This is a genomic window from Microvirga medicaginis, from assembly GCF_052658925.1.
Genome location: NZ_JBQWEL010000010.1, coordinates 40,538 through 65,062, shown reverse-complemented (window position 1 = coordinate 65,062; position 24,525 = coordinate 40,538). Strand labels below are relative to the sequence as shown.

25 protein-coding genes and 1 tRNA gene are annotated in these 24,525 nt (G+C 61.1%); 11 read left to right on the top strand and 15 right to left on the bottom strand.

What is annotated here, in order from left to right; genetic code table 11:
* Nucleotides 1-150: 150 nt before the first annotated feature.
* From ACUXUR_RS14205 to ACUXUR_RS14170, 8 genes are all read right to left on the bottom strand, one after another.
* Nucleotides 151-936 (bottom strand): SDR family oxidoreductase, encoded by a 786-nt coding sequence (locus ACUXUR_RS14205; protein WP_445503120.1) that lies wholly within the window; start codon nucleotides 934-936, stop codon nucleotides 151-153.
* Nucleotides 936-1,862 (bottom strand): dihydrodipicolinate synthase family protein, encoded by a 927-nt coding sequence (locus tag ACUXUR_RS14200; protein ID WP_445503015.1) that lies wholly within the window; start codon nucleotides 1,860-1,862, stop codon nucleotides 936-938. Before ACUXUR_RS14200 ends, ACUXUR_RS14205 begins: the two co-directional genes overlap by 1 nt.
* A gap of 13 nt (nucleotides 1,863-1,875) precedes the next feature.
* The gene (locus tag ACUXUR_RS14195; RefSeq protein ID WP_445503014.1) at nucleotides 1,876-3,300 is read right to left on the bottom strand and encodes an FAD-binding oxidoreductase; all 1,425 of its coding nucleotides are present in this window, start codon (nucleotides 3,298-3,300) and stop codon (nucleotides 1,876-1,878) included.
* Nucleotides 3,297-3,986: an aspartate/glutamate racemase family protein gene (locus ACUXUR_RS14190; protein WP_445503013.1), complete on the bottom strand. Its 690-nt coding sequence runs from the start codon at nucleotides 3,984-3,986 to the stop codon at nucleotides 3,297-3,299. Before ACUXUR_RS14190 ends, ACUXUR_RS14195 begins: the two co-directional genes overlap by 4 nt.
* Nucleotides 3,983-4,654 carry a flavin reductase family protein gene (locus tag ACUXUR_RS14185; RefSeq protein WP_445503012.1) on the bottom strand — a complete coding sequence of 224 codons (672 nt, stop codon included), beginning with the start codon at nucleotides 4,652-4,654 and terminating at the stop codon, nucleotides 3,983-3,985. The genes ACUXUR_RS14190 and ACUXUR_RS14185 overlap by 4 nt, the downstream gene beginning before the upstream one ends.
* Nucleotides 4,655-4,658: 4 nt before the next feature.
* Nucleotides 4,659-5,903 carry a Zn-dependent hydrolase gene (locus tag ACUXUR_RS14180; protein WP_445503011.1) on the bottom strand — a complete coding sequence of 415 codons (1,245 nt, stop codon included), beginning with the start codon at nucleotides 5,901-5,903 and terminating at the stop codon, nucleotides 4,659-4,661.
* Between the two features lie 5 nt (nucleotides 5,904-5,908).
* Nucleotides 5,909-7,258, bottom strand: coding sequence for a dihydroorotase (locus ACUXUR_RS14175; RefSeq protein ID WP_445503010.1), 1,350 nt, complete (start codon nucleotides 7,256-7,258; stop codon nucleotides 5,909-5,911).
* A gap of 112 nt (nucleotides 7,259-7,370) precedes the next feature.
* Complete coding sequence (locus ACUXUR_RS14170) at nucleotides 7,371-8,492, bottom strand: DUF917 domain-containing protein (RefSeq protein WP_445503009.1); 1,122 nt, start codon at nucleotides 8,490-8,492, stop codon at nucleotides 7,371-7,373.
* Nucleotides 8,493-8,612: 120 nt separating this feature from the next.
* On the opposite strand from ACUXUR_RS14170, the gene ACUXUR_RS14165 reads away from it, so the two are divergent.
* From ACUXUR_RS14165 to ACUXUR_RS14135, 7 genes are all read left to right on the top strand, one after another.
* Nucleotides 8,613-9,539, top strand: a complete 927-nt coding sequence (locus ACUXUR_RS14165; protein ID WP_445503008.1) for a LysR family transcriptional regulator — start codon at nucleotides 8,613-8,615, stop codon at nucleotides 9,537-9,539.
* A 136-nt stretch (nucleotides 9,540-9,675) separates the two neighbouring features.
* On the top strand, nucleotides 9,676-10,527 hold the full coding sequence (locus ACUXUR_RS14160; RefSeq protein ID WP_445503007.1) for a substrate-binding periplasmic protein: 852 nt from the start codon (nucleotides 9,676-9,678) through the stop codon (nucleotides 10,525-10,527).
* A gap of 5 nt (nucleotides 10,528-10,532) precedes the next feature.
* Nucleotides 10,533-11,294 (top strand): amino acid ABC transporter ATP-binding protein, encoded by a 762-nt coding sequence (locus ACUXUR_RS14155; RefSeq protein ID WP_445503006.1) that lies wholly within the window; start codon nucleotides 10,533-10,535, stop codon nucleotides 11,292-11,294.
* A gap of 9 nt (nucleotides 11,295-11,303) precedes the next feature.
* A complete protein-coding gene (locus tag ACUXUR_RS14150; protein ID WP_445503005.1) occupies nucleotides 11,304-11,978 on the top strand; it encodes an amino acid ABC transporter permease in 675 nt (224 codons plus the stop codon).
* Nucleotides 11,978-12,652, top strand: a complete 675-nt coding sequence (locus ACUXUR_RS14145) for an amino acid ABC transporter permease (RefSeq protein WP_445503004.1) — start codon at nucleotides 11,978-11,980, stop codon at nucleotides 12,650-12,652. The genes ACUXUR_RS14150 and ACUXUR_RS14145 overlap by 1 nt, the downstream gene beginning before the upstream one ends.
* A 28-nt stretch (nucleotides 12,653-12,680) precedes the next feature.
* Nucleotides 12,681-14,162, top strand: a complete 1,482-nt coding sequence (gene hydA / locus ACUXUR_RS14140; protein WP_445503003.1) for a dihydropyrimidinase — start codon at nucleotides 12,681-12,683, stop codon at nucleotides 14,160-14,162.
* A 27-nt stretch (nucleotides 14,163-14,189) separates the two neighbouring features.
* On the top strand, nucleotides 14,190-15,287 hold the full coding sequence (locus ACUXUR_RS14135) for an NAD(P)/FAD-dependent oxidoreductase (protein WP_445503002.1): 1,098 nt from the start codon (nucleotides 14,190-14,192) through the stop codon (nucleotides 15,285-15,287).
* Between the two features lie 449 nt (nucleotides 15,288-15,736).
* Here the strand turns inward: ACUXUR_RS14135 and ACUXUR_RS14130 are convergent.
* Nucleotides 15,737-15,812, bottom strand: a tRNA-Lys gene (locus ACUXUR_RS14130).
* A gap of 99 nt (nucleotides 15,813-15,911) precedes the next feature.
* Nucleotides 15,912-16,769 (bottom strand): phenylalanine 4-monooxygenase, encoded by an 858-nt coding sequence (phhA, locus tag ACUXUR_RS14125; protein ID WP_445503001.1) that lies wholly within the window; start codon nucleotides 16,767-16,769, stop codon nucleotides 15,912-15,914.
* Between the two features lie 129 nt (nucleotides 16,770-16,898).
* On the opposite strand from phhA, the gene ACUXUR_RS14120 reads away from it, so the two are divergent.
* Nucleotides 16,899-17,369 (top strand): Lrp/AsnC family transcriptional regulator, encoded by a 471-nt coding sequence (locus tag ACUXUR_RS14120; RefSeq protein ID WP_445503000.1) that lies wholly within the window; start codon nucleotides 16,899-16,901, stop codon nucleotides 17,367-17,369.
* 104 nt (nucleotides 17,370-17,473) lie between these two features.
* Here ACUXUR_RS14120 and ACUXUR_RS14115 read toward each other — a convergent pair whose 3' ends face one another.
* Nucleotides 17,474-19,036 carry a 2-isopropylmalate synthase gene (locus ACUXUR_RS14115; RefSeq protein WP_445502999.1) on the bottom strand — a complete coding sequence of 521 codons (1,563 nt, stop codon included), beginning with the start codon at nucleotides 19,034-19,036 and terminating at the stop codon, nucleotides 17,474-17,476.
* Between the two features lie 435 nt (nucleotides 19,037-19,471).
* Between ACUXUR_RS14115 and ACUXUR_RS14110 the strand changes: the two genes are divergently transcribed.
* A complete protein-coding gene (locus ACUXUR_RS14110; RefSeq protein WP_445502998.1) occupies nucleotides 19,472-19,807 on the top strand; it encodes a hypothetical protein in 336 nt (111 codons plus the stop codon).
* Here ACUXUR_RS14110 and ACUXUR_RS14105 read toward each other — a convergent pair.
* From ACUXUR_RS14105 to pdxY, 3 genes are read right to left on the bottom strand one after another with little or no spacing between them, the layout of a single operon-like run.
* Nucleotides 19,798-20,511 (bottom strand): NUDIX hydrolase, encoded by a 714-nt coding sequence (locus ACUXUR_RS14105; protein ID WP_445502997.1) that lies wholly within the window; start codon nucleotides 20,509-20,511, stop codon nucleotides 19,798-19,800. The genes ACUXUR_RS14110 and ACUXUR_RS14105 overlap by 10 nt on opposite strands.
* Nucleotides 20,508-21,413 (bottom strand): PhzF family phenazine biosynthesis protein, encoded by a 906-nt coding sequence (locus ACUXUR_RS14100; protein ID WP_445502996.1) that lies wholly within the window; start codon nucleotides 21,411-21,413, stop codon nucleotides 20,508-20,510. Before ACUXUR_RS14100 ends, ACUXUR_RS14105 begins: the two co-directional genes overlap by 4 nt.
* A gap of 5 nt (nucleotides 21,414-21,418) precedes the next feature.
* Nucleotides 21,419-22,267, bottom strand: a complete 849-nt coding sequence (gene pdxY, locus ACUXUR_RS14095) for a pyridoxal kinase PdxY (protein ID WP_445502995.1) — start codon at nucleotides 22,265-22,267, stop codon at nucleotides 21,419-21,421.
* Nucleotides 22,268-22,436: 169 nt separating this feature from the next.
* On the opposite strand from pdxY, the gene ACUXUR_RS14090 reads away from it, so the two are divergent.
* Nucleotides 22,437-22,958 (top strand): DedA family protein, encoded by a 522-nt coding sequence (locus tag ACUXUR_RS14090; RefSeq protein ID WP_445502994.1) that lies wholly within the window; start codon nucleotides 22,437-22,439, stop codon nucleotides 22,956-22,958.
* A gap of 63 nt (nucleotides 22,959-23,021) precedes the next feature.
* Nucleotides 23,022-23,177 carry a hypothetical protein gene (locus ACUXUR_RS14085; protein ID WP_445502993.1) on the top strand — a complete coding sequence of 52 codons (156 nt, stop codon included), beginning with the start codon at nucleotides 23,022-23,024 and terminating at the stop codon, nucleotides 23,175-23,177.
* Nucleotides 23,178-23,302: 125 nt separating this feature from the next.
* Here the strand turns inward: ACUXUR_RS14085 and ilvC are convergent, their stop codons facing one another.
* The gene (gene ilvC / locus ACUXUR_RS14080) at nucleotides 23,303-24,322 is read right to left on the bottom strand and encodes a ketol-acid reductoisomerase (protein ID WP_445502992.1); all 1,020 of its coding nucleotides are present in this window, start codon (nucleotides 24,320-24,322) and stop codon (nucleotides 23,303-23,305) included.
* Nucleotides 24,323-24,525: the final 203 nt, after the last annotated feature.

Sequence of the window (24,525 nt, the reverse complement as noted above, 5' to 3'; positions counted from 1 at the left end):
TCTCCTGCCCTGCCCCATGGGTCAGCTTTCATCGTGACGTAAAGCCCCTGGTTCAGTCAAACGAGCAAGTTTTAGTCCGCACACCCGCTCCCCACCCGGGCCTCTCCATATCGAACGAGAGATAGTGGGCGGGGAGGCCGGAGCGGCCGACTAGATTGACCGCGTGGCACCGCCGTCAATGCGGATTTTTGAGCCTGTCACGTAAGAGGCGCGCTCGCTGGCAAGAAATGCCACCATATCGGCAAATTCCTGCGGGCGGCCGTAGCGGCCAGCCGGAATGCTTGCCATCGAGGCCTTTGCGACAGCCTCAACGGACGAGTTGCTACGGTCGGCGGCTGCCTTGTCGAGCTGATCAACACGCTCCGTGTGGATGCGGCCCGGCAGCACAACGTTGACGGTAATTCCTTGTGCGGCCACTTCGGACGCGAGCGTCTTCGACCAGCCGATCACCGCGGACCGAATTCCGTTGGACAGCGCTAGGCGGGGGATTGGCTGTTCGACACCGGAAGATGCGATGGTGATGATCCGTCCCCAGCCTCGTTCGGCCATAGGCGGCAGCAGGCGCTGCGTTACGTGAAAGAGGTTTGCAGCCATCGCCTCAAAATGGACGAGCCAATCATCGCGCTTGGACTCGCGAGCTTCCGCTGGCGGCGGACCACCGGAGTTCCCGACGAGAATGTCGACCCCGCCTGTCCCGAGGAGCCGGTCACAAAGGACATCGACAGATGCGACGTCTGAGAGATCAAGTTGCTCGGCAGTCACGCGCCCGCGGACATCTGCCGGGAGTTCGGCGATCCAACCATTGATCGCTTCCACACGGCGAGCCGCCGCTACGACGGTTGCTCCCTCCACTGCAAGAGTCCGTGCTATGGCTGCGCCGAGGCCCCGGCTCGCCCCAATGACAAGCGCCCGCTTTCCATAAAGTCCGAGGTCCATCATCCAATCTCCGCAAGGCGACGAGTCTGACGAGCGATGAGGCGCTCGACCTCTGCGATGTCTTTATTCGAGAGCTTGGGGCCGGGCTTGCGCAGGGCTCCCGAGGCAATAGCCCCACGCTTCGCTAGCGTGTACTTGCGGAGTGTCAACCCAAGGCCCGGCTGCTGCTCGTAGCGCGCGAGAGGAAGATAGGCATCGAAGAGATCATGAGCGTGCTCGACGTCACCTGCCGTGTAGGCCTTCCAGACGTCGACCATCATTTCCGGATAGGCGAAGCCAGTCATGGCCCCGTCGGCGCCGCGCCCTAGCTCCTCAGGAAGGAACATGCCGCCGTTGCCGACCAGGATTGAGATGCGCCGCTCTCCCCTGTCGCTCGCCGCGCGTAGCGCCGAAATCTTGGAAAGGCCGGGCCAATCCTCGTGCTTCAGCATTACGCAGGTCGACAGCTCCTTCACGATACGCAGGATCGTCGCAGGAGAGATCTGCACGCTTGTCACTAACGGAAAATCCTGGAGCACAAAGGGCGTATTGCCGAGAGTTTCAGCGACCGCCTCATAATAATTGTAGATTTGATCGTCAGTCCTGAGATTGCCGGGCGGCGCCACCATGACACCGGCAGCGCCTTCCGCCATCACGCTCTCGGACAACTCGCGCATCGGCGCGAAGCCGGGAGCCGACACGCCCACGACCACCGGCACGCGGCCTCCAACCCGCGCCAGAACGCGCTTCACAAAAGCGTTCGACTCCGCAGCAGTCAGCTTGGGTGCCTCGCCCATCATGCCCAACACGGTCAGGCCGGTGGCGCCCTTCTCGAGATAGAAATCGACCATCCGGTCGGTGCTCTCCAGGTCGAGAGCGCCGTCATCTGCGAAGGGAGTGACGGCGATGACATAGACGCCCTTGGCGCTTTCATCGAGCAATGCCATGAGATGTCGTTCCTTACTCTTTTTCTGTGAGAGGCAGAAGTTTGCCCGGATTGAGGAGCCCGGCGGGATCGAATAATCCTTTCAGGGCAGCCATGATTTGGAGTTCTATAGGGGCCTTGTAGCGTGGCATGTCGCCGACGCGCAGCTGCCCGATTCCGTGTTCGGCGCTGATGGAGCCTCGGTAGGCTTTGGCTTCGTCATGCACGACTCGGGTGAGGCTCGGGGCCAGAGCGGCGAAGTCGGCTTCGCTCATATCCGTGGCCCTTAGCAGGTTATAGTGCAGATTCCCGTCTCCGAGGTGACCGAAAACCACATGCCGGACGCGGGAGGATACCGCCGCCACAGCCTTATCGGCAGCCACGATGAATTCGGCCATGCGGGCAACGGGAACCGAAATATCATGTTTGGCGGCTTTTCCCTCGCGCACCAGAGCCTCGGAAATTGCCTCACGCAGGCGCCAGAAAACCCTGGCCTGGGCAATGTCCTGGGCAATCGTGGCATCCAGAGCAAGCTCAGTTTCAGTTGCGGCGACGAGCGCGTCCTCTAGCCGGGCTGTCAGAGCCGCGTCGTCATCCGTATCAGACAACTCCACCAGCACCACGGCCGGAGGCACGGCTCCAAAGGGAATACGGGCATCGGCGACGTGGCGAAGTACGAGGTTTACGCACGCGTCGGTCATAAATTCGAAGGCCGTGAGGCGATCGCCGCACTTGTCCCGCACGACAGAAAGCAAAGAGAGTGCCGCCTCCGCATCCTGAACGGCAACGAGAGCCGTTGCCTTCGCCTTTGGTTCAGGAAAAAGCTTCAGTACCGCGCCGGTAATGACGCCGAGTGTACCTTCGGAGCCGATGAAGAGATCGCGTAGGGCATAACCGGTATTGTCCTTGCGCAGGGCTGCGAGACCGTCCCAGATGCGACCGTCTGGCAGGGCAACCTCGAGGCCGAGGGTCAGTTCCCGCATTGTGCCGTAGCGCAGCACGGCAACCCCGCCTGCATTCGTCGCGAGATTACCGCCGATTGTGCAGCTTCCTTCGGCTCCGAGACTCAAGGGGAAGAAGCGACCGATCTCTTTCGCGGCAGTCTGAACGTGGGCCAGCACGGCTCCGGCATCAACGGTGATCGTGTTTCCAATGGGATCGATCTCGCGGATTCGGTTCATTCGCGTCAGCGACAGGACGATTGCGCCCCCAGATGTATCGGGAGTTGCACCGCCCGACATGCTTGTGTTGCCGCCCTGCGGAACTATCGGAGTTCTCGTCTCATGGCAAAGGGCGAGAATGGCCGCCACCTCCGCCGCAGAGCCGGGCCGGACCACTGCCTGTGCCGCGCCATGGTACTTTCCGAGCCAGTCATTGAGATACGGACCGATCGATGCATCGTCGGTGAGAACGTTCCTCTCGCCAACGATGGTTGCAAGCCTCGTGAGCAGATTGGTCATCGGGCGGATCCCACGGATGGACGGCCGCCCCACCCCAGACGCACCCGGCCGACCGCCATGGTGACGGCCGCCTGCGTAGGCTCCACGACAGGGATCCCGAGTTCCCGCTCCAGCGTCTCGCGAAAACGGGCCATGCCGGCACATCCCATCACAAGAACGTCAGCCCCATGTGTATCCCGGAGCGTACGGCCGACTTCGATCATACGCCCGAGGGTGCGCGTCTCGTCGGAAAGCTCGGAAACGCCCAGTCCGATGGAAAGATCGGCGGCGAAACGATCGAGTACGCCCATAGCACCGAAATAGCGAAGATGACGTGGAATCGAGGTGGGCAGAATCGCAATCACGCCGAAGCGCTGGCCGAGCGTCAGGGCAGTCAGGACGCCGCACTCGGCAATACCCAAGACCGGTCGCACACTCTGCTCGCGCAGCGCATACATGCCTGGGTCGGAGAAGCAGGCCACCACGAAGGCCGCTGCCTCGCTCTCAAGCGACGCCGCTTGTTTCAGGAGCGGGCCGACAATGCCGTCCACATCGCGCTGGGACTGGATCCCTGGAGGGCCATCAAGCAGGGTCACACAAGCAATCGCAGGGCCGTCTGTGGAGCGCAGCGGTGCCACAGCAGCGTCGATGCCCGCCGTTACGGTTTCATTGGAGTTGGGATTGATGACGTAGATGGTTCCGCTCATGGTTCGCCTTTATCGTTGTCGGCCCGCGATCTCTCTTGTTTTGCGTGCCACGACTCGTAGCTCTGCCGCGGCACTTGGAAACGATCCCGCGTGGTGACATACCAGTCTGCACCATGCAGACGGCCAACGAGGTCCAGCGCGTCGATATCGACATGGAAGTTCTCGTCTACGAGACCATCCCGGATGTGCAGATGGATGACTTCGCCCACAACGAGATTGCGATGGCGCGTGCCCAGTGACAGGGATACCGTTTCTCGGCACTCAAGTTGCACTGGAGACGCCGCAATTCGTGGAGCTGCTACCTGTCGACTTGGGGTGGATGCTAGGCCGGCGGCGGCAAGTTCGTCGATCCCGGACGGCAGGTCGATAGCGCAGACCGTCATGGCTTCCACAAGAGCTCGGTCGACGAGATTAACCACGAAGCTCCCTGTCGCACGGATATTGCGCATCGTATCCTTCAACGGCGCTTCTGCCGGCTCACGACCCTCAATGCCCAAGACGACAAGCGGGGGAGCATGGCTGAAAACGTTGAAGAAGCTGAATGGCGCGGCGTTGACGTTTCCCTGTCCGTCAACAGTGGTGACGAGTGCAATGGGTCGCGGTAGAACCGTGTTCACCAGAAGCTTGTAAAGGTTGCGATCGGTTAGCTCGCCTGTCGCCCAATCCATGGCATCACCCGAGTATCGTGTCGAGCCGGCGCACGGTCTCGAAGAGAACGCGGGCGCCGTCAGCAGCCTGCTGCGGTTCAATCGATTCCTCCGGCGCGTGGCTGCGACCGTCGCGGCAAGGCACGAAAATCATTCCAATCGGCCCCGTCAGCGCAACGAAAACACCATCGTGTCCCGCCCCGCTCGGTAGGTTCCTTGCCGATAATCCCTGGGATGATGCTGCAGCCCTGATCGCCTCGCGCACGAAAGGAGCGCAGGGTGTCGGCGAAGCATGGCTCACAGGCTCCACCTGAACTTGGAGTCTGAGTGCCTCAAGCGAAGGGCGGACCTCTTCAATCAATGTTTCGCTGAAGGTACGGGTCGCGGCTTCGTCGCCGCATCGTACTTCAAGAACCATTTCGACTTCACCCGGCACCGCATTAGCCGCGTTCGGACGAACATCCAGCTTTCCGACCGTAGCCACGAGGGGCTTGTCGCTGTCCGACAGCGCGAGAGCGCGCGCATAGACTGTCTCTACGATGCGCACCGCACCGACCAATGCATCCGCCCGAAGGGGCATTGGAGTTGCGCCCGCGTGATCGGCGCGACCCTTGATCGTGATGCGCTCGCGGTGGATACCGACAATATCCGTGACGATCCCAATGGGAGTGCCCTCCTGTTCGAGCACACGCCCCTGTTCGATATGCACCTCCACATAGGCCGCCGTGCCGTCGGGGGAGCGTCTGACGGAAGCGAGGTTTTCGGGATCTCCGCCAACATAGGCCAAGCCCTCCCTCAAGCTCATACCGTCAGGCCGCCTGAGATCCAGCATGTCGGCGGACAGCATTCCGGCCAGAGCCCTGCTGCCGATGCAGGACAGGCCGAATTCGCTCGGCTCCTCGGCCAGAAAATCGTAGACTTCCAAGGGATGACGCAGACGCTCGCCACGTTCAATGAGGCTCTGCGCTACTTCAAGTCCGGCGAGTACGCCAAGAATGCCGTCATAACGACCACCCGAGGGCACCGTATCCGAGTGGGAGCCGATGACGATCGGCTTCAGGTTCGGATCGGATCCGGCGAGCCGGCCGACGAGGTTGCCGGCAGCATCTATCGATGTCTCAAGCCCGCCAGCGCGGAACTCGTTGGCGAGCCATTCCCGCCCCTTTAAGAAGAGGGGCGAGAAGGAGCGGCGCGTCCACGGGCGGTCGGGATCGGTGATCCGCGACAGGGCCTCGATGCGCTTCCATAGGCGATCGGAGTCGATGGTCACGGCCGTTACGCCGCCGGACGGAGGAAGCGACCGTCGCCGGCGTTGTTGCGGATCGCCGATCCGTCCCAGGCGAGTGCGCCGCGCACATAAGTTGCCGCCACGCGGACGGTGAACTCACGGCCCTCGAAGGAACTCCACTTCACAGCGGAGAGGCTCTTCGACGGATCGAACGGGAAGCGGCCGGATTCCAGTACGACGATATCCGCATCGGCTCCCGCTTCAAGGCGCCCCTTATCGGCCAAAAGGAAAGCCTTCGCCGGTCCCTCGCAGAGCTGCTTGACCACCATGGTCGGCGAGATGCCGTGCTCCTCGCAGCCGGTCCAGAAGGCCGGCAGAAGGGTTTCGATACCCGGACCGCCTGAGGTGTTCTTGAAGATGTTCGGGTCACTCTTCTTCTCAAGTCCCCACGAGACATGGTCGGAGGAGACGAAGTCGCAATGTCCCGCTGCAATATGGCTCCAGAGGAGCTCCGTTTCGGCCTTCGGGCGAATCGGCGGATAATGCTTCACCTTCGCGCCAAAGCGCCGGACATGCTCCTCTTCGTTCAGCATCAGATATTGCACGCAGCTCTCAATAGAAGCCTTATAGCCGGCGCGCTTGTACAGGTTGGCGATCTCGAACCCGCGCGAGGTCGAAACATGGACTGCGTGCGCGCGCGCACCTGTCTCAGCACCGATCTCGTAAATACGGGCGGTGGCGAGGTTCTCGATCAGCGGAGTGTGCGCGCGGCCGAAGGCATCGGGTCCAGTGTCGCCAGCCTCGATGAGGCGGGCGATGTTGCGCCTCGTCATTTCCTGGTCCTGGTTATGGACACCACAGAGCAAGCCCGTCGGGGCAAGGCGCCTGAAAGCCTCATAGATTGTGTCATCACCAATTCTCGGGAAGCGGGTGGGGTTCGCCTCGAAAGTTGAGAACTTAAACGCGCATGCGCCCGCCTCAACCAGACCCGGAATCGCATCAAGGCCATTCTCGACTGTGATCGTGGCATAGAGCGCCACATCAACGTGGGCGTCACGTTGGACCGTGGCGACCTTTTCATTGAACAGGGTGGAATTCGTCACCGGCTCCGGCTCGTCGTAGGGCATATCGACCATGACCGTCACGCCGCCCGCCGCGGCCGCACGCGAGCACATGCCGATGCCCTCGTGGTTGGCCTGGCTGCCGGAATGGACCTGCCCATCGATCACACCGGGGATGATCCACTGGCCACGGAAATCCTGCGCCTCGCGAGCCGAAGGCGGCGCGCCTGCACCGACGGCCGCAACTTTTCCACCGGAGACGGCGACATAGCCGTCTTCGATGATCCGGTCTGACAGAACTACGTTGCCGCGAAGGACGAGATCAAAATCGCTCATGAGAACCTGCTTATTTGAGAGTGGCGGGCAAAGCCGACCTGTGATGCCGCGAGCATAACGGCAACCGTTCAAGACCGATCATGCTTATTCTGGCATGCTTCATAACAGCGTGTTATTCCCTGCTGTGAGATGCCTCCGTGCGGTTCCTGCCCAGAGCATAGCTCGTCAAGTCGAGCCCCAGAGCTTCCTCGACGACGGGGTACACGCTAGGATCAGACACGCTGGCGCTGAGCGGGATATGATCTTTCGCAATACGCAGGATGGCGAGCTCCATGCCTTCCCGTACGTGGCCGACGCTGATCGGCATGCCATCATTATCCAGCGTGGTTATGACGTCCGGATAGGTCGCGACACGCTGCCCGTCGAGGTCGGTCACAGCCATATATTCATTCATCACGTGCAGAATGCGGGCACTCTTCCCCTCACCGATCTGAATGGTGCCGACATCAAAGGCCTGTCGGGTATACTCGACGGATTTTCGCACGACGGTGCCTCGGCCGACCACCACAGCCAACGTCTGATCGCAAATCGCGTCAATGACAGCGCGGCCGCCTTTCGGCCTTGCAGCCAGAATACGTTCGCCGAGCGCCAATGCCATTGAGATCCCACCGAGAGCCGCATGCTGGCGGACATAGGAGGCCGGAACGGGGTTGCGGCAGGAAGCAATGAAGCCGCCCGACATATCGGAAGCCGTACGCAGGATTGGCGAGACTTTCCCAGTCGTACCGCGAACCACGAGCTCGATATAGGCATTTTGGGAACGGTTTCCGCCCGCCGCTGTCTGAATTGTCACTTCCGGACTGCCCGCAAGCCCGATCGATCCCATATCACCGGTCGGGTGAGCCCGAATGTCGCCCACCGCATCGATGACCTTCGTGCCCAGAACAGCACCCGGCAGCCAAGCGTTCAACGTACTGGACATGCCATTCTGGCCGATCATCAGACCGTAAACTGGTTTCCCGAGTGCGTCCTGCAGCAGCTCGACAGCACGCACGTAGTCGATGCCAAGCATCTGCCAATCAGTCGTGCCAGCGGGGGCTCCAATGGCTGCCGCTGTTGCGATGATGGCATCGTCGGGAACCTCATCCATGGAAACAAGCTCGGGCTGACCTGTCATGACCGCTGCCTGGCCCAACATGCGGCCATGATCCGGCCAACCGCCCCCTCCGGCTGCGAAAACCGATCCGCCAGCGATTGCCGCCTCGACATCATTAATGGTCAGGATGCGTTTCATGTCCCCTCCCTCGCCGGTGCGGAATGCCGCCTACATGCCGGCCGATACCCGACCATAGTGGCTGTTATACCAACGGGTTCATGCTATTTCTGCGTCAGGCCATAACAGGGTGTTATCTGGATGCGTTTCAATCTGCGTCAGATCGAGGTTTTTCGGGCCGTCATGGTGACGGGCTCGATTAGCGGCGCGGCCCGCCTCTTGGCGGTATCGCAGCCTGCGATCAGCCGGTTGCTCGCATATACGGAGGACCGTCTCGGCATGAAGCTCTTTGAACGGGTGAAAGGCCGCGTCCAGCCGACCCCTGAGGCCAGGCGGCTCTTTGCAGAGGTGGATCAGGTCCACCAGGGTGTTGTGCGGGTCAACAACCTCGCGCAGGAATTGCGTGAGCGTGGCACGGGCGGCATGCATGTTGTCGCCAGCCCAAGCGTCGGCCAGGCTTTCGTGCCTGAAGCCATCTGCCACTTCCGGCACCATTTTCCCGATGTGCGGGTAGAGTTTGAGATCCTAACCCTGCAGGAACTTGTGGCCCGTGTCAGCGCAAACCGGGTTGATCTTGGCCTTTCAGTCCTGCCCGTCGATGAACCAACCATCGCGGACACGGCGATTATGAAGGGAAGTCTCCGGGTTATCTTCCGGCGCGGCCATGAACTCGCGAACCTGTCCGAGATCACCCCCGCTGATCTGGCGTCCTATTCTCTTATCGGCTACGGCCCGCAGACCCCCTACGGTCTCCATATCGAACGCGCCCTTTCGGCGAGCGGCACATCGCTCCGTTTCGACACTGTCGTGCGCTTCACGCCCGTGGCCTGCTCCCTGGTCCAAGCCGGAGCCGGAGTCGGCATCGTGGACGAATTCGTGATCCGCGGCGGTACTTGGCCCGAAATCGAGGCGCGGCCGTTCGTGCCGCATACGCAGATGCACGTTCACCTCGTTACGTCGCGTCTCGAGCCTCTCTCGCGCATTGCTCAGGCATTCACAAAGATCCTGCACGACCTCGGTCGCGCACCGATCCCGAAATCCGATCCGCACACGAACACTGTTTCTTAACACAATGTTATGCCTCGGCCATAAGATAGCATGGGCAAGGAATGGGTGACTGCTGATACGCTGATCTTCGGATGGCTCATTCCATCAATATAATCATAAGGGAACAGAGGTTATGTGGATTTCATCGATGAAGGGAATGCGTACTGCAGTTCAAGGCTTGGCTCTTGCCGCTCTGCTCGCTACTCCCGTCCTGGCACAGGATGCCGATCACCCTCAAAGCGAGAAGCTGAAGATCGCCTGCGACCTCGGTTTCGCACCCTTCTGTTTCAAGAAGCCGTCCGGCGAGATCACCGGCTTTACCTATGATTTCGCGGAAGCCATCGCGAAGAAGCTCGGCCGCCCGGGCATCGAGGTCACGGACAGCAACTTTTCGGCGATTTTTGCTGGGCTGTTCTCCAAACGCTACGAAATGATTCCGGCACCGACAAACATCACCGCCGAACGCGCAGCCCAGATGTTGTTCAGCGAACCCTACATGCCGACCGGCATGGGCTTCCTTGTCAAGAAGGGCGGCAAGATCGCCAATCTTGAGGACCTGAAGGGTAAGGAGCTGACCGTTAATAACGGCAGCATCTCGGACAAGTGGCTCACAGATAATCAGGCCAAGTACGGCTATTCGATCCAGCGCTATAATAAGAATGCGGATGCCGTGCAGGCGGTCATGATCGGTCGCGCTTTCGCGAATGTCGCGGATGCTCCCGTCTCCCGCTACGTCTCGACCCAGGTCCCCAATACCGAGGTTGCTTTTGTCCTCGACAGCGGCCGGAACTTCGGCATTGCCTTCCGCAAGGAAGATACGGATTTCCGTGCAAAAGTTGAGGGGGCCGTCGAGTGCCTGAAGACGGATGGCACCCTCGCCAAGATTTATGAGAAATGGTTCGGCGTTCCGCCGGAGGAAGGATCCTCGACTGCGAAGGTCTATCCTGGAACAGGAGCGCCCGAGTTCGAGGGCTACGATGCCACCGAACGCAAGGCGTCCTGCCAGTGATGGTTATGCAAAATAACATCGGCACCACCGATGACGACGATCTCGTCGTCATTGAGGAGCTCCGTAAGTCTTATGGTACCGTGGAGGTCCTCCACGGTATCAACCTCAATGTGAGGAAGGGCGAGGCCGTCGTCATCGTCGGCTCGTCAGGCTCGGGTAAGAGCACTTGCCTACGCTGCATCAATCGCCTCGAAGAACCCACCAGCGGGCGTATTGTCGTTGGTGGGAGCGAGATCACGGGTAGGAACGTGGATCTCAACGCCCTGCGACGGCGCATCGGCATGGTGTTTCAGAGCATCAATCTCTATCCGCACAAAACGGCGCTAGGCAACGTGACCCTCGCCCTGCGCAAGGTCCTCGGCCTGTCCAAAGCAGAGGCGAATGCGAAGGCCCTCAAGTACCTCGAGCTTGTCGGTCTTGGCCATAAAGCGGACTCTTATCCAGCACAGCTCTCTGGTGGACAGCAGCAGCGTGTCGGTATAGCCCGAGCGATGGCGCTCGAACCGCAGGTGATGCTCTTCGACGAGCCTACCTCGGCCCTCGATCCGGAACTGGTCGGCGAGGTGCTGAATGTGATGGTGCGCACAAAAGAGATGGGCATGACCATGATCGTGGTTACTCACGAGATGCAGTTCGCCCGTGAGGTGGCGGATCGGGTGGTGTTCATGGAACACGGGTCGATTCTGGCGCAAGGTACGCCTGAGGAGATCCTGGTGTCTCCGCAAAATCCCCGCATCCGCGAATTTGTGACACGCACCAAATCCTGACGGCGGCTGATGGATCAGATTGTTCGATATTTCTTCGACTTCCCGCTGATGGCGGCCTACTGGCCGGACATCCTCAGGGGATTCCTCGTCACGGTCCAGATGTCGGTGCTGACGATCGTAATCGGGATTCCGCTTGGGCTCCTGATTGCAATCATTCGGCTCTACGGCATCAAGCCGCTCAACGCACTCATCATCTTCTATATCGACTTCTTCCGTTCGATTCCGCAGCTTGTGCTGATTGTGCTCGCCTACTTCGCCCTACCCCATTTCGGGCTGGTTCTCGAGCCGTTCACTGCCACTGTAGTCGCTCTCGCCGTGGTTCTATCGGCATTCGCGGAAGAGATCTTCTGGGCCGGGATCAATGCAGTCCACAAGGGGCAGTGGGAGGCGGGCCGCTCGACTGGTTTGAGTTTTACTCAGACGCTTTCTTATATCATCTTGCCTCAAGTGGTGCGGATATCTATCCCGCCCCTCACAAATCGCGCGATCGGCATCAGCAAGGGCACCACTCTCGGTTCCGTCGTCGCTGTTCCAGAACTGCTCAATGTCACATCGAGCATCCAGTCTAATGTTGCCAATCCGACTGCCTTGACCGTCGGTGCGCTTCTCTTTCTCGCTCTATTCCTTCCGTTCGTGCGCTTCACGCGCTGGCTTGAGCAGGCCTACGCCCATCCGAGGACCTAATGAGCGAGCTCGTCAACACCTTCTTCAATCTCGACATCCTCTGGGAGGTCTGGCCTCTCCTCGTCGAAGGACTATGGCTGACCCTAGCCCTCGCAGCAGTCGCGATACCTCTCTCCATTGGGATCGGCCTTGTCATCGCGGTCGCGCAAGACGTGCAGAACACTCCGTTGCGCTTCGTGCTCGTTGCCTATGTGGACGTGCTGCGCGCAATCCCGCCCCTCGTCCTGCTGATCTTCATATTCTTCGGCTTTCCGTTCCTCGGCCTTAGCTTAGGAGAATTCCCGGCAGCCGTCCTGGCCCTGACGCTGAACGGTTCAAGCTATTTCGCCGAGATTTTCCGAGCGGGCCTCGAATCCGTGCCGAAGGGACAGCGGGAGGCCGCCCGCTCGACGGGTCTCACTTGGCTGCAAAGCATGGCCTATGTGGTAGCCCCGCAGGGAACCCGCAACGTGCTGCCCGATCTGGTGAGTAACACGGTCGAGCTCTTCAAGCAGACTTCCATCGCGTCTGCGGTGGCGCTGCAGGAGTTGCTGCGCTCGGCACAAATTGCGCAGGGCCTCCTGTACAACCCGACCCCGCTCGTGGCGGCGGCCATCGTGTATTTCCTCATGTTCTGGCCGTTCGTGCGCCTCGTGTCCCGGATGCAGAACAAGACCGTCATGCATTCAGCCTGACCCTTTGGCAGCAAAGGCCGAGTTTCTTATGAGCATGCAATCGTTCGACGTAGTGGTCCGCGGCGGCCGGGTCGTGACTCCACAGGGCGTCGCGGAAACGGACATCGGCATCCGCGACGGCCGGATCGCGGTGGTAGGGTCGGGGCTCTCGTCCGCGGGTGACGTGATCGACGCGCGAGGTCTTCTCGTACTCCCTGGCGGAGTCGATGCACATTGTCATATCGACCAGATGGTTTCGAGTGGTGCCCGCACCGCCGACGATTTCGCTAGCGCGAGCATGGCGGCCGCCTTCGGCGGAACCACCACGCTTATTTCATTCGCAGCCCAGCATCGAGGCCAAAGCCTTCGTCGCGTGGTTGATGATTACAAGACTCGTGCAGAGGGCAAGTCCGTCGTTGACTACGGTTTCCACCTGATCGTGACGGATGCCTCCCAGCAGACGCTGGACATCGACTTGCCTGCGCTTGTGAGCGAGGGCTTCACATCGGTGAAGATTTATCTCACCTACGACGCCCTTCGGCTTGATGATCGAGCAGCGCTCGACGTTCTGGCAGCCGTTCGGCGCGAGGGAGCGATGCCGCTCATCCATGCGGAGAGCCACGACATGATTGCGTGGTTCACTGAGAAACTCCTGTCAGCCGGCTACAGCAAGATCCATCACCTCGCCGACGCAAGACCTATACTCGCAGAGCGTGACGCGGTGCATCACGCAGTCTCCCTGGCAGAACTCGTCAACGTTCCGATTGTGCTGGTCCATATGTCGAGTGCGGAAGCAGTGGAGCAGGTTCGATGGGCTAAGAAGCGTGGCTTCCCGATCCATGCTGAAACCTGCCCGCAATATCTGGTCCTTACGCGCGAGGCCCTTGGCCGGCCGTCTTTCGAGGCCGCCAAGTTCTGCTGCAGCCCTCCCCTGCGCGACAAGACAAGCCAGGACGCGCTGTGGTCGGCGCTAAGTGATGGGACACTCTCGATCCTGTCCTCGGACCATTCCGCCTTCTTGATGGAAGGTCCCGACGGCAAGCTGAGGGATGGTCCTGATACCGCCTTCAACCGGGTCCAATACGGCATGCCGGGCCTCGAACTCCGCCTTCCCCTGATTTTCTCGGAGGGTGTCGTGAGCGGACGTCTGTCGATCGAGCGCTTCGTGGAGGTCACGGCGACCGAGCCCGCTCGCTTGTATGGCCTCGCGGGCCGCAAAGGCGCCATCGCCCAGGGTGCTGACGCCGATCTCGTTCTCTGGGATCCCAAGAAGCAAATCAGGATCGATCCCGATACATTGCACGATGGCCTCGGCTGGACACCTTACGAGGGGCGCGAAGTGACGGGTCTGCCGGTGATGACGATGGTGCGCGGCACGGTTATCTGTCGCGAGGGTGAACGACTTGCACCTGACGGGCACGGCCGCCTTCTGGCTCGGGCGCGGCCGGAGGCCTGCGCCATTGCGACACCGCCGGTCACCGGCTTCGATGTCGTGAGTGGCCGTTTCGTGTGCGACGCCCCCGCCTCTTAGAAAACTCACCGGTCCGGATCCGCTTTCATGGACCATTTCGATGCAATCATCATCGGCGCAGGCGTCGTGGGGCTTGCAGTCGCGCGGGAGCTTGCTCTGCAAGACCTATCGGTTCTCGTGCTGGAAGGTGCAACGGGCATCGGCATGGAGACATCTTCCCGCAACAGCGAGGTGATCCATGCCGGACTTTATTACGAGCCCGGGAGCCTCAAGGCACGCCTCTGCGTTGAGGGGCGCCATGCGCTTTACGCGTATTGCGCTGCACGCGGTATTCCCCATCGCCGATGCGGAAAAATTCTCACTGCATCCAACGAAGCGGAATTGGCTTCTGTAGAGGCATTGGCAGCACAGGGACGCTGCAATGGTGCAGATGATCTAGAGATGATCACGGGACATCAGGCTCGTGCGATGGAGCCTGCTCTCAAGACCGTCGGGGCAATGTGGTCACCTTCTACTGGAATTATCGACAGCCACGCCCTGATGCTCGCTCTGCAGGCGGATGCGGAGAATGCCGGTGCTCTTTTCGCCTTCCGCACGCCGTTTGTCGGCGCCGAGTGTGCTGGAGGCGTGTTCATCGTCCAATGCGGAGGCGATGAGCCCGTGGAAGTCGGCTGCCGAATCCTGGTGAATGCCGCCGGCCTTCATGCCTCAATAGTTGCACGAAAGATCACGGGCCTGTCGGCAAAGGATATTCCGGAAACGCGCTACTGCAAGGGCAACTACTTCATGTCCTCAGGCCGGGTTCCCTTCTCACAGCTCATCTATCCTGCCCCTCATGCTCACGGCCTAGGCGTCCATCTCACCCTCGATATGGCGGGCCAGGCACGGTTCGGACCTGACACCGAATGGATTGATACGCTCGATTATCACGTCAGGCAGGATCGCCAGCATGAGTTCGAAGAGGCGGTCCGTCACTACTGGCCCGACCTGCCCCGAGGCTCACTAGTTCCGGGATATTCAGGCATCAGACCCAAGCTAACGGAGCCAGGGAAACCTTCCGCAGATTTCGAGATTCATGGCGCGGAGGTTCACGGCATCTCGGGCCTTATCAATCTCTTCGGAATCGAGAGTCCTGGGCTGACGTCATCTCTTGCAATAGCACGTGAGGTGGCAAGTCGACTTTGAGAACTTGCCGCTCGTTTAGCTGGCCATTGAGCCCGCTCGCCCGAATGGAGTTTTCGTCATTTTAGTCAGACAAACCCAGCCGACAGCTGGCGCGCGGTCCGTGTCAAGGGCCTGGCCGCTATACGCAGGAAATGCCTGCTTCGGATCAATTGCGGAAGTGCAGCCGCGGCTTCAGACAGTCAGCTTGCACACGACAAGCTGACCTTGAGCACCAAGTCCGGGCGTCGAGACACGTCTCAGTCGCGGTTCGAACCGGTCTCTGTTGAGCCACTCCTCAGAGCCCAGAAAATGTACTTTTTGCGGAGGAGGAAACGCCGGCGAAAGAAGCGGACAGAAAGCGCTCAACTGCCGAGAACCGGGGCAGAGAGACAGCCCGCATCCAGCTAAACCATTGAGAAATGGCACCGTCTCCAGCCACTTGGAAGTTCAGTGATTTTCGGAGGACTGCTTGGTGGGTGTGCAAGGATTCGAACCTTGGACCCGCTGATTAAGAGTCAGCTGCTCTACCAACTGAGCTACACACCCGTCACCGAAGCGAATTCAGCGGCGCGGTCTCCGCTGAAGAGGCCGTGCGTGTAACAAACCGTACGGCCCCTGTCTAGCCCATTTGGAGAGGTTTTTTCCTCAAGCTGCGGATTTCGATTTGGCGCGGTGATAACTGCCGTCACCCTGTGTCAGAATCCGGTCTTCAGGCTGAATTTGCCCGGGCTCGATCTCCCCCTGCCCCTCCAGTTCCTTCCAGAGCGGGATCAGCCGGTCGATGTCCAGGCTCGGCCAAGCTTCGATGCCGTCGAGCACGAAATAGGTCTCCTGGTAATCATCGATGCGGTAGAGAGTGCGCATGACACGGCCAAGATCGAAGGCAACACGGTTCGGTGACGGGCTCTCGAGCGCAAAAATCGTCTCGCCGGGGGACGAGGCGATCCCCGCGCCGACGATGCGCATCCCTTGAGGGGTCTGGGCGAGGCCGAACTCGACCGTGTACCAGTAGAGCCGAGCCAGATATTTCAATGCTCCGTGCTCGGCGGCCACGAGCCCTGCCTTACCGTAGGATTCGAGATAATCTGCATAGATCGGCTGCATGATCAGCGGCACATGGCCGAACACGTCATGGAAGATATCCGGCTCCTCGATATAATCGAGCTGTTCCGGTTTGCGGATCCAGAAGCCCGCCGGGAACTGACGGTTCGCCAGCATGCGGAAAAAGGCGAGATCCGGGATGAGCCCGGGCACGGCCCTGACTTCCCAGCCCGTCGCCGCCTTGAGGCGCTGGTTCATGACGCGGAAGTCGGGGATCCCCTCGTCGCCGATGCCGAGGCGGTCGAGCCCCTCCAGGAACTGGTCGGCGATGCGGCCCTTCAGAATCTCTCTCTGGCGCTTGGCCAGGGTTCTCCAGGTGGCGTGATCGGTCTCGGTGTAATTCTCAAAGCCCTGATCACGGATGTAATCGCGAGGATCGTCGCTGCCGGTGGCTGTGTTCATGGCGTTTCCTCCGTCATTCTTATCATGCAAGGATAACACCCGCTCCAGGTCATTGTTCGCCGGATCTCTCCTGGAAAAGCGCCCGGTCAGTCATAAAATGACCTGAACGCCTCAATCCGTGAAATTTTGATGAAACGTCACCTGTCTCCCTCCGACCGCCGGATCCTGCGTACCATCCAGGGGGATGGGCGCATTCCCAACTCCACTCTGGCCGAGAAGGTGGGCCTTGCCGCCTCTCCCTGCTTACGGCGACTGAAGTCACTGGAAGAGGACGGGATCATCGAGGGCTATCGGGCGCTCGTGAACCGCAAGGCCCTCGGCTTCGAAGTGGAGGCTTTCGTGTTCATCAAGCTGGAGCAATCAGAGCCTGGTTGGCGAACCCGGCTCGTGGACCGGCTGAAGGGCTATGAAGAGGTGATCGCCTGTCACGCCTTGGCCGGCGAGGTGGACATCATCGTCCATGCGGTGGCGCGGGACATCGAGAGCTTCGGCGAGTTCACCATGAATCGGCTCCTCACTCTGCCCGGCGTCGCCGATGTCCGCTCCAGCTTCGTGCTCTCGACCATCAAGCCGCAGAGCCCGATCCCGGTGCCGGATTAATTGAATAGCCTTTTGCGCCATGGCCGCATGTGTTGCGGCCATCCACGTCTTCATCGCCTAAACGTGGATGCCCGGCACGAGGCCGGGCATGACGGGAAGGTCCCTTACTCTGCCGCGTGCTGCGCGTGGAGGCGAACGCCTCGGCTCAACAGCTTGTTGAGCGCACCGAGATAGGCCTGGGCGGAGGCGACCAGCGTATCGGGATCGGCTGCGCGCGATGTCACGCTGCGGCCATCAGCGGAAAGGCGAACAGACACTTCGGCCTGCGCATCTGTGCCTTCCGTCACCGCGTGCACCTGATAGAGCTCCAGCACGGCCTCATGCGGCACCAGCGCCTTGATGGCGTTGAAGGTGGCGTCCACAGGGCCGTTGCCCTCCTGCTCCTCGATGACGGTCTTGCCGTCGACCTGCAGGCGCATGGTGGCGCGCTGCGGACCGCGCGTTCCGGCGACGATGTGGAGCGAGACGAGCTTGATGCGGTCATGCGCGGTGGCGATGTTCTGATCGACCAGCGCCTCAATATCCTCGTCGTAGACATGCTTCTTGCGATCGGCCAGATCCTTGAAGCGCTCGAACGCATCCTGGAACTGGTTATCGGACAATTGGTAGCCCAGCTCTTCCAGCTTGTTGCGGAAAGCGGCGCGACCCGAATGCTTACCCATGACGAGCGAGGTCTTGGACACGCCGACGCTCTCCGGCGTCATGATCTCGTAGGTCTGCGCATTCTTCAGCATGCCGTCCTGGTGAATGCCACTTTCGTGCGCGAAGGCGTTCCGGCCGACGATGGCCTTGTTGTACTGCACCGGGAACGAGGTCGCGGCCGAAGCGAGCTTCGACGCGCGTGTGAGCATCGTTGCTTCGATGCCGGTCTCGTAGGGCAGCACGTCGCCACGCGTCCTGATGGCCATCACGACTTCTTCCAGTGCCGCATTGCCTGCACGCTCGCCGATGCCGTTGATGGTGCACTCGATCTGGCGCGCGCCGCCCTCCAACGCTGCGAGCGAGTTCGCAACCGCGAGGCCCAGATCGTTGTGGCAATGGGCGGAGAAGATCGCCTTGTCCGCATTCGGCACGCGCTCGCGCACGGCCCTGAACATGCCGCGGTATTCATCCGGCGTTGCATAGCCCACCGTATCCGGCAGGTTGATGGTGGTGGCGCCCGCCTTGATGGCTGCTTCCACGCAGCGGCACAGGTAATCGATGGGCGTACGCGTGGCATCCATGGCCGACCATTCGATGTCCTCGATCAGGTTGCGCGCCTGGGTCACCGTAGTGGTGATGATCTCCAAAACCTCTTCTTCGGTCTTGCGCATCTGGTGCGCCAGATGGATCGGCGAGGTGGAGACGAAGGTGTGGATGCGCGGCTTCTTGGCATGGCGCACGGCCTCGCCGGCCCGGGCGATATCGGCCGAGATGGCGCGGGCGAGACCGGCGACGGTCGCGTTCTTCACCTGCTGCGCGATGAGAGACACGGCCTCGAAGTCGCCGTTGGAGGCGATGGGGAAGCCCGCCTCGATGATGTCGACGCCCATGGCATCGAGCAAAGCCGCAACCTCGAGCTTTTCCTCCAGCGTCATGGTCGCGCCGGGGCATTGCTCGCCGTCGCGCAGGGTGGTGTCGAAGATCAATACGCGGTCCTTGGAGGAGCCGGTGGTGGAAGCGGTCATCGTGTCAGTCCTTCTCGGAGGGAGCGCTATCCAGGGTCTTTAAGCCATGCGCTCGGGGTTGTTCTTGAGATCTTCCAAAAACCCCTGAGAGCCCAGGCGACAGCGCCCAGCCGACCCTCAGGGGCGGCTAAGGAGAAGGAGGCCAAGGAGAAGCGCGCGGCCGGCCGCTGAAGCGGTGCCGTTCTTGCCAGCGCTGTGGGAGCCGATTGCCATCGCTGCCCATTCCTCCAAAGACCGCGGCGCAGCCCGCGAACAACGGGCATGTTTGTAACGGGAGGTTCATGGAATGGCAAGCACTTGAAACAAACGAAAAGCCAAAGCTCGACGATGGTCTAGGAAATATCGTCCGAGGCCTGGTCTGGCCGGAGGTCAAAATGCTCTAGATCAGAGCAAGCTTGGCTTTTGTTCAGGCCATCCCAACATGAGGTGCCTTCGATGACGAACGCGATCCGTGGCTTATGGCTCACCGGCCTCGTGGCCCTGCCGCTCGCCGCCTGCAACCAGACCGCCTCGGGCCCTGCCCCGGTGCCTGCCGGCACAAGCGTCACGCCTTCGAGCTTCCGCATGCCGGACGGCTCCGGCTGCCAGGGCGAGATCGCCCGCTACCGGGCCGTGATGAGCAACGATCTCGCCATGGGCCATGTCAACCAATCCGTCTACAACCGCGTCGACCGGGAGATCGGGCAGGCCGAGGCCGCCTGCGCCGCGGGCCGCGATGCCGAGGCCCAGCGCATGGTCCGCGCGACGAAGGCCCGTCATGGCTATCTGTGAGTGAAGACCCACTCGAAGAAGGATTGCAGAAAGAGGGGCATCGTCTTCGGGTCGATGTCGTCCACTCGGCGGATGATCCGCACATCCTGCAATTCGGGCTCGGGGTCTTTGGCGATGTTGGCGCGGATGAGGCGGGCGCCCTCCTCCGCCGTCATCGGCAAAGTCACCATGCGCAGCAGGGCCATGGTCGGCCAGCGCTGGACGATGATCCACTCGTCATCCACGTGGAACTCGTTCTCCTGAAGACCTGTCTCTTCGATCAGCTCGCGTGTCAGGCTGGAGGCAAGGTCGACAGTGCCGTCAGGCCTGAGATCTGATAGATCGGGCGTCCCCGCCGCGAAATAGACGCGGCCCGCATTCGTGGTATGCGCGCCCATGACGCCGCAGATGAAAGCGCCGTCCGATCCCCGCAACGCGCCCATGGCAAAGCCGTTGGCAATGCTCCTGTCGGGATAGCCGCTGTCGATCCAAGCAACGAAATCGGCGTAGCTCGTCTCGAAGTAGGTGTTGCGGCACTGGTCCTGCTCGAACTCGACATTGCGGAGCAGCAGAACCCGTCCGTTGAACATCTTCGGCTTGTCCGCCGTGCGGCGCTTCCAGTTCGCCTCGATCAAGGAGCGGTTCTGCTCAGCCCAGGCCCATTCCATGGGCACGCACCTCGCCTCGACGCGCGAGACGCGCCTGATCTGAACCTCGCGATTCACGCGATGATCTCGCCACGGGTTACCATGACCGCGCTGCCGCCGATCTCGGCGGAAATCAGCGCACCATTCTTGATGGTCATCTGCAGGAAGATCTCGCTCGGACGGCCCATCTCGACGCCCTGCTCGATGACGATGTTATGCTCGCCATCTCCGAGCGGCTCGCATTGCATGAGCGCGCCTGCGAAGGCTGCAACGGCAGAGCCGGTGGCCGGATCCTCCAGGACGCCCATGCCGGGACCGAACATGCGGGCACGGAATCGCAGGCCATCCGCATTCGGCATGCGGGTATAGACATAGGCTGCGGGATGATCGCTGTCGGCGAAAGCCTTGTCGAACGCCTCGCCCTGCGGCTTGGCGCGGGCCAGCGCATCGAGCGATGCGACGGGGACGAGATCGTAAGCCACACCACCCGTGTGGCGGCTCGGCACATGCCGATCGAAACCGATCTCCGTGGGATCGAGGCCGATCGCCCAGGCGCAAGTTGTCGTGTCCTTGCCCTCGCCCCACGACGACGGCAAGCGCGGCAGGCGGAAACGGGCCTCCCCGCTCACGGCATCCTTCACCTCGGCCACGCAGGGCACGATGCCGACCTTTTCCTTCAGGCCGAAGGCTACGGCGCCGGGCTGGCCGTTCTGATCCAGCAGCGCGAGCAGCACCGCCGTTCCCACGGTGGGGTGACCGGCGAAGGGGAGTTCGCGTCCGGGCGTGAAGATGCGGATATCGGCGCGCTGATGCGGATCAGCCGGCGGGAAGACGAAGACGGTCTCGGAGAGGTTGAACTCTTTCGCGATGGCCTGCATGCGCGCGTCGTCGAGCCCCTCTGCCTCGAGAACGACGGCCAGGGGATTTCCGGTGAAGCCTTCCGATGTGAAGACGTCGAGGGTGATGAAGCGATGGGCCATGCGGATCAAACCTCTTCGACGATGAAACGATGGGTGGGCGAGACGAACTCGTCCTGCGCCGCGATGGTGAGGATCTCGCGGGACCCCGCCTCCGCCGTGCGCTTCAACAAGCCGTAGACAGAGGCGGAGGCTTCGGCAAGTGCCGTAGCAGCGGAGCCCGAGCGCGCATAGTGAACGAAGAACAAGGCCGCGATCGCGTCCCCTGCCCCGTTCACGCTGAGCGCGAGCTTAGGCGTGCGCACGCGCCAGAAGCGCCCACCTTCGCCCGCAATGAGATCGATGGAATCCGCAGGTGTCTCTTGAGCTTCGACGGAAGTCACGAGCACGGCCCTCGGGCCAAGCTGCTGCACGGCGGAGACAGCCTGCTTCACATCTCTCAAGGTTTCCGTCGGCAGTCCTGAGAGATAGTTCAGCTCGAACTGGTTAGGCGTGATGATATCGGCCGCAGGAACCGCCTGATCCCGCATGAATTCGGGAATGCCGGGGCGCACGAAGATGCCGCGCCCCACATCGCCGATCACCGGATCGCAGCAATAGAGCGCCTCCGGGTTGAGCTCCCGCACCCGGGCCACGGCGGAGAGGATCGCATTGCCGATATCGGCCGAGCCCATATAGCCGGAGAGAACGCCGTTGCAGCGCTCCAGCACGCCGCGCTCGGCAATGCCGTCGACCAGCTCCTCGATGGCAGGCCCGTCGAAGACCCGGCCCTTCCAGGAGCCATAACCCGTGTGGTTGGAAAACTGCACCGTATGGATGGGCCAGACCTCGACACCCAGTCGCTGCATGGGAAAGACGGCGGATGCGTTGCCCACATGACCATAGGCAACATGGGATTGGATCGAGAGAACGTTCATGGTTTTGGCCCCTTCTGCTTCCTGGGTTAGCGCATCGCCGATCCAGCATCAAATCAGGGGATGTGATCTTTTTCATCACGAGGAGGAAACATGCCCCCTGTGGCCGTCGGCTTAGGCCTTCGTTACAAGCGCAGCATGAAAGGGATAGCAGCATGAAAGGGATATTGGCGTGAATCTGGAAACCATCACCAATGCCGTCCTGGAGTTCATCCGAGTGCACCAATCCTATGCACCCTTGATCGTAGGCTTGATGACCTTTGGGGAATCCTTCGCCCTTATCTCGCTGATCCTGCCTATGATCACCATTCTCGTGGCGGTGGGCTTTGCGCTGGCGGCAGCTGATGTCCCATTCTGGCAGGTCTGGCTCGGCGCTGCGGCAGGAGCCTTCGTGAGCGCCTGGATGTCTTACGAACTCGGCTTCAAGGTCAAGAAGCGGGCCTATGGCATCTGGCCCCTCTCGCGAAACCCGGACATGATCGAAAGAGGCGAATTCTTCTTCCAGCGTTTCGGCCCCTGGGCCATGTTCCTGGGCCGTTTCTTCGGTCCCACCCGCGCGGTCCTCCCGCTGATCGCCGGCATCTTCATGATGCCGCGCGTGCTCTTCCAGGCTGCCAACATGGCGTCAGCCTCGGTCTGGGCTTTTGTCCTCTTTGCGCCTGGGGCTGGGCTGGCCCATTCCCTGCTCTGGTAAGGTTTTTCCGGGAACCGGGTCAGGCAAGGCTCATTAACCTCCCATACCAAATGGAGGTTTCCCATGGGCAAAGGCAAGATGAGCGGCGACAACTCCGCTGAGAGCAAGAAGCACCCCGGCACTCACATCCGCGGCTCGGGCGGCACCATGAAGAATCGCATGGATCCCGGCAAGCAGGACAACAACAAGGCCGCAAACACCAAAACCAACCAGCAGTAATGCCGGTGCTTTACATGCCAATTGCGGCGGCAGTCGTGGCCAGACACTCGCTCCGATCCGCTGAAAATAGGTAAAAAGAAGGGGCGGAAACTTCCGCCCCTTCTTAATATCGTCTCCTGGCAAGATCAGTTCTTGGTCTTGTCGACCAGAGCCTTCTCCTTGATCCACGGCATCATGGCGCGCAGGCGAGCACCCACGTCCTCGATCGGGTGAGCGGCGTTGCGGGCGCGCACGGCCTTGAACGAGGTCTGGTTGACCTTGTTCTCGAGCATCCAGTCGCGGGTGAACTTGCCGGTCTGGATGTCCTCCAGAACGCGCTTCATCTCGGCCTTGGTCTCAGGCGTAATGATCCGCGGGCCGGTGACGTACTCGCCGTACTCGGCAGTATTCGAGATCGAGTAGTTCATGGTGGCGATGCCGCCCTCGTAGATGAGGTCGACGATCAGCTTCACTTCGTGCAGGCACTCGAAATAGGCCATCTCGGGGGCATAGCCCGCCTCGACGAGGGTCTCGAAGCCGGCCTTGATCAGCTCGACGAGACCGCCGCAGAGCACCACCTGCTCGCCGAAGAGGTCGGTCTCGCACTCTTCCTTGAAGGTGGTTTCGATGATGCCGGCGCGGCCACCGCCGTTGGCGGAAGCGTAGGACAGCGCGATGTCATGAGCATTGCCCGTGGCGTCCTGGTGGATGGCGATCAGCGTCGGCACGCCGCCACCGCGCTGGTACTCGGAACGCACGGTATGGCCGGGGCCCTTCGGAGCGACCATGAGCACGTCGAGGTCCTTGCGGGGCTCGATGAGGTTGAAGTGCACGTTGAGGCCGTGGGCGAAGAGGAGAGCCGCGCCCTGCTTCATGTTGCCGTGCAGCTCGTCGCGGTAGATGTCGGCCTGCAGCTCGTCCGGGGTGAGCATCATGACCACATCGGCCCACTTGGCGGCCTCGGCCACTTCCATCACGCGGATGCCGGCGGCCTCGGCCTTGGCCGCGGAGGGAGAGCCCTTGCGCAGCGCCACGACGATGTCCTTCACGCCGGAATCGCGCAGGTTCAGCGTATGGGCATGTCCCTGGCTGCCATAGCCGACGATGGCGACCTTCTTGCCCTTGATCAGATTGATATCGGCGTCGCGATCGTAATACACGCGCATGATGCTCTGGTCCTTGTGTTTCAGGGGGCGTCCCCCGGTCTTCATGGCATTGCGGTCAGGCCCATGCCTTCGCGCAACATTTGTTTTGTCCAGCGCCGCTTTTAGCGAACAAAACTGCGCTGACAAGTCGAAGTTTGTCGGAAAGATGCGGAAACTGCCCCAATCCGGCAGCCTTGCCTCACCCACAAACGCTCCGAGCCCGG

Excerpts from the sequence above, each read along its gene's own strand:
- ACUXUR_RS14150 (WP_445503005.1), top strand. The coding sequence starts at position 11,304 with ATGGATCAGATTGTTCGATATTTCTTCGACTTCCCGCTGATGGCGGCC.
- ACUXUR_RS14190 (WP_445503013.1), bottom strand. The coding sequence starts at position 3,986 with ATGAGCGGAACCATCTACGTCATCAATCCCAACTCCAATGAAACCGTA.
- ACUXUR_RS14160 (WP_445503007.1), top strand. The coding sequence starts at position 9,676 with ATGCGTACTGCAGTTCAAGGCTTGGCTCTTGCCGCTCTGCTCGCTACT.
- ACUXUR_RS14170 (WP_445503009.1), bottom strand. The coding sequence starts at position 8,492 with ATGAAACGCATCCTGACCATTAATGATGTCGAGGCGGCAATCGCTGGC.
- ACUXUR_RS14205 (WP_445503120.1), bottom strand. The coding sequence starts at position 936 with ATGGACCTCGGACTTTATGGAAAGCGGGCGCTTGTCATTGGGGCGAGC.
- pdxY (WP_445502995.1), bottom strand. The coding sequence starts at position 22,267 with ATGAACGTTCTCTCGATCCAATCCCATGTTGCCTATGGTCATGTGGGC.
- ACUXUR_RS14120 (WP_445503000.1), top strand. The coding sequence starts at position 16,899 with ATGAAACGTCACCTGTCTCCCTCCGACCGCCGGATCCTGCGTACCATC.
- ACUXUR_RS14175 (WP_445503010.1), bottom strand. The coding sequence starts at position 7,258 with ATGAGCGATTTTGATCTCGTCCTTCGCGGCAACGTAGTTCTGTCAGAC.
- ilvC (WP_445502992.1), bottom strand. The coding sequence starts at position 24,322 with ATGCGCGTGTATTACGATCGCGACGCCGATATCAATCTGATCAAGGGC.
- ACUXUR_RS14085 (WP_445502993.1), top strand. The coding sequence starts at position 23,022 with ATGGGCAAAGGCAAGATGAGCGGCGACAACTCCGCTGAGAGCAAGAAG.
- ACUXUR_RS14195 (WP_445503014.1), bottom strand. The coding sequence starts at position 3,300 with ATGACCAATCTGCTCACGAGGCTTGCAACCATCGTTGGCGAGAGGAAC.
- hydA (WP_445503003.1), top strand. The coding sequence starts at position 12,681 with ATGAGCATGCAATCGTTCGACGTAGTGGTCCGCGGCGGCCGGGTCGTG.
- ACUXUR_RS14185 (WP_445503012.1), bottom strand. The coding sequence starts at position 4,654 with ATGGATTGGGCGACAGGCGAGCTAACCGATCGCAACCTTTACAAGCTT.
- ACUXUR_RS14100 (WP_445502996.1), bottom strand. The coding sequence starts at position 21,413 with ATGGCCCATCGCTTCATCACCCTCGACGTCTTCACATCGGAAGGCTTC.
- ACUXUR_RS14110 (WP_445502998.1), top strand. The coding sequence starts at position 19,472 with ATGACGAACGCGATCCGTGGCTTATGGCTCACCGGCCTCGTGGCCCTG.
- ACUXUR_RS14200 (WP_445503015.1), bottom strand. The coding sequence starts at position 1,862 with ATGGCATTGCTCGATGAAAGCGCCAAGGGCGTCTATGTCATCGCCGTC.
- ACUXUR_RS14115 (WP_445502999.1), bottom strand. The coding sequence starts at position 19,036 with ATGACCGCTTCCACCACCGGCTCCTCCAAGGACCGCGTATTGATCTTC.
- ACUXUR_RS14155 (WP_445503006.1), top strand. The coding sequence starts at position 10,533 with ATGCAAAATAACATCGGCACCACCGATGACGACGATCTCGTCGTCATT.
- ACUXUR_RS14145 (WP_445503004.1), top strand. The coding sequence starts at position 11,978 with ATGAGCGAGCTCGTCAACACCTTCTTCAATCTCGACATCCTCTGGGAG.
- phhA (WP_445503001.1), bottom strand. The coding sequence starts at position 16,769 with ATGAACACAGCCACCGGCAGCGACGATCCTCGCGATTACATCCGTGAT.
- ACUXUR_RS14165 (WP_445503008.1), top strand. The coding sequence starts at position 8,613 with ATGCGTTTCAATCTGCGTCAGATCGAGGTTTTTCGGGCCGTCATGGTG.
- ACUXUR_RS14135 (WP_445503002.1), top strand. The coding sequence starts at position 14,190 with ATGGACCATTTCGATGCAATCATCATCGGCGCAGGCGTCGTGGGGCTT.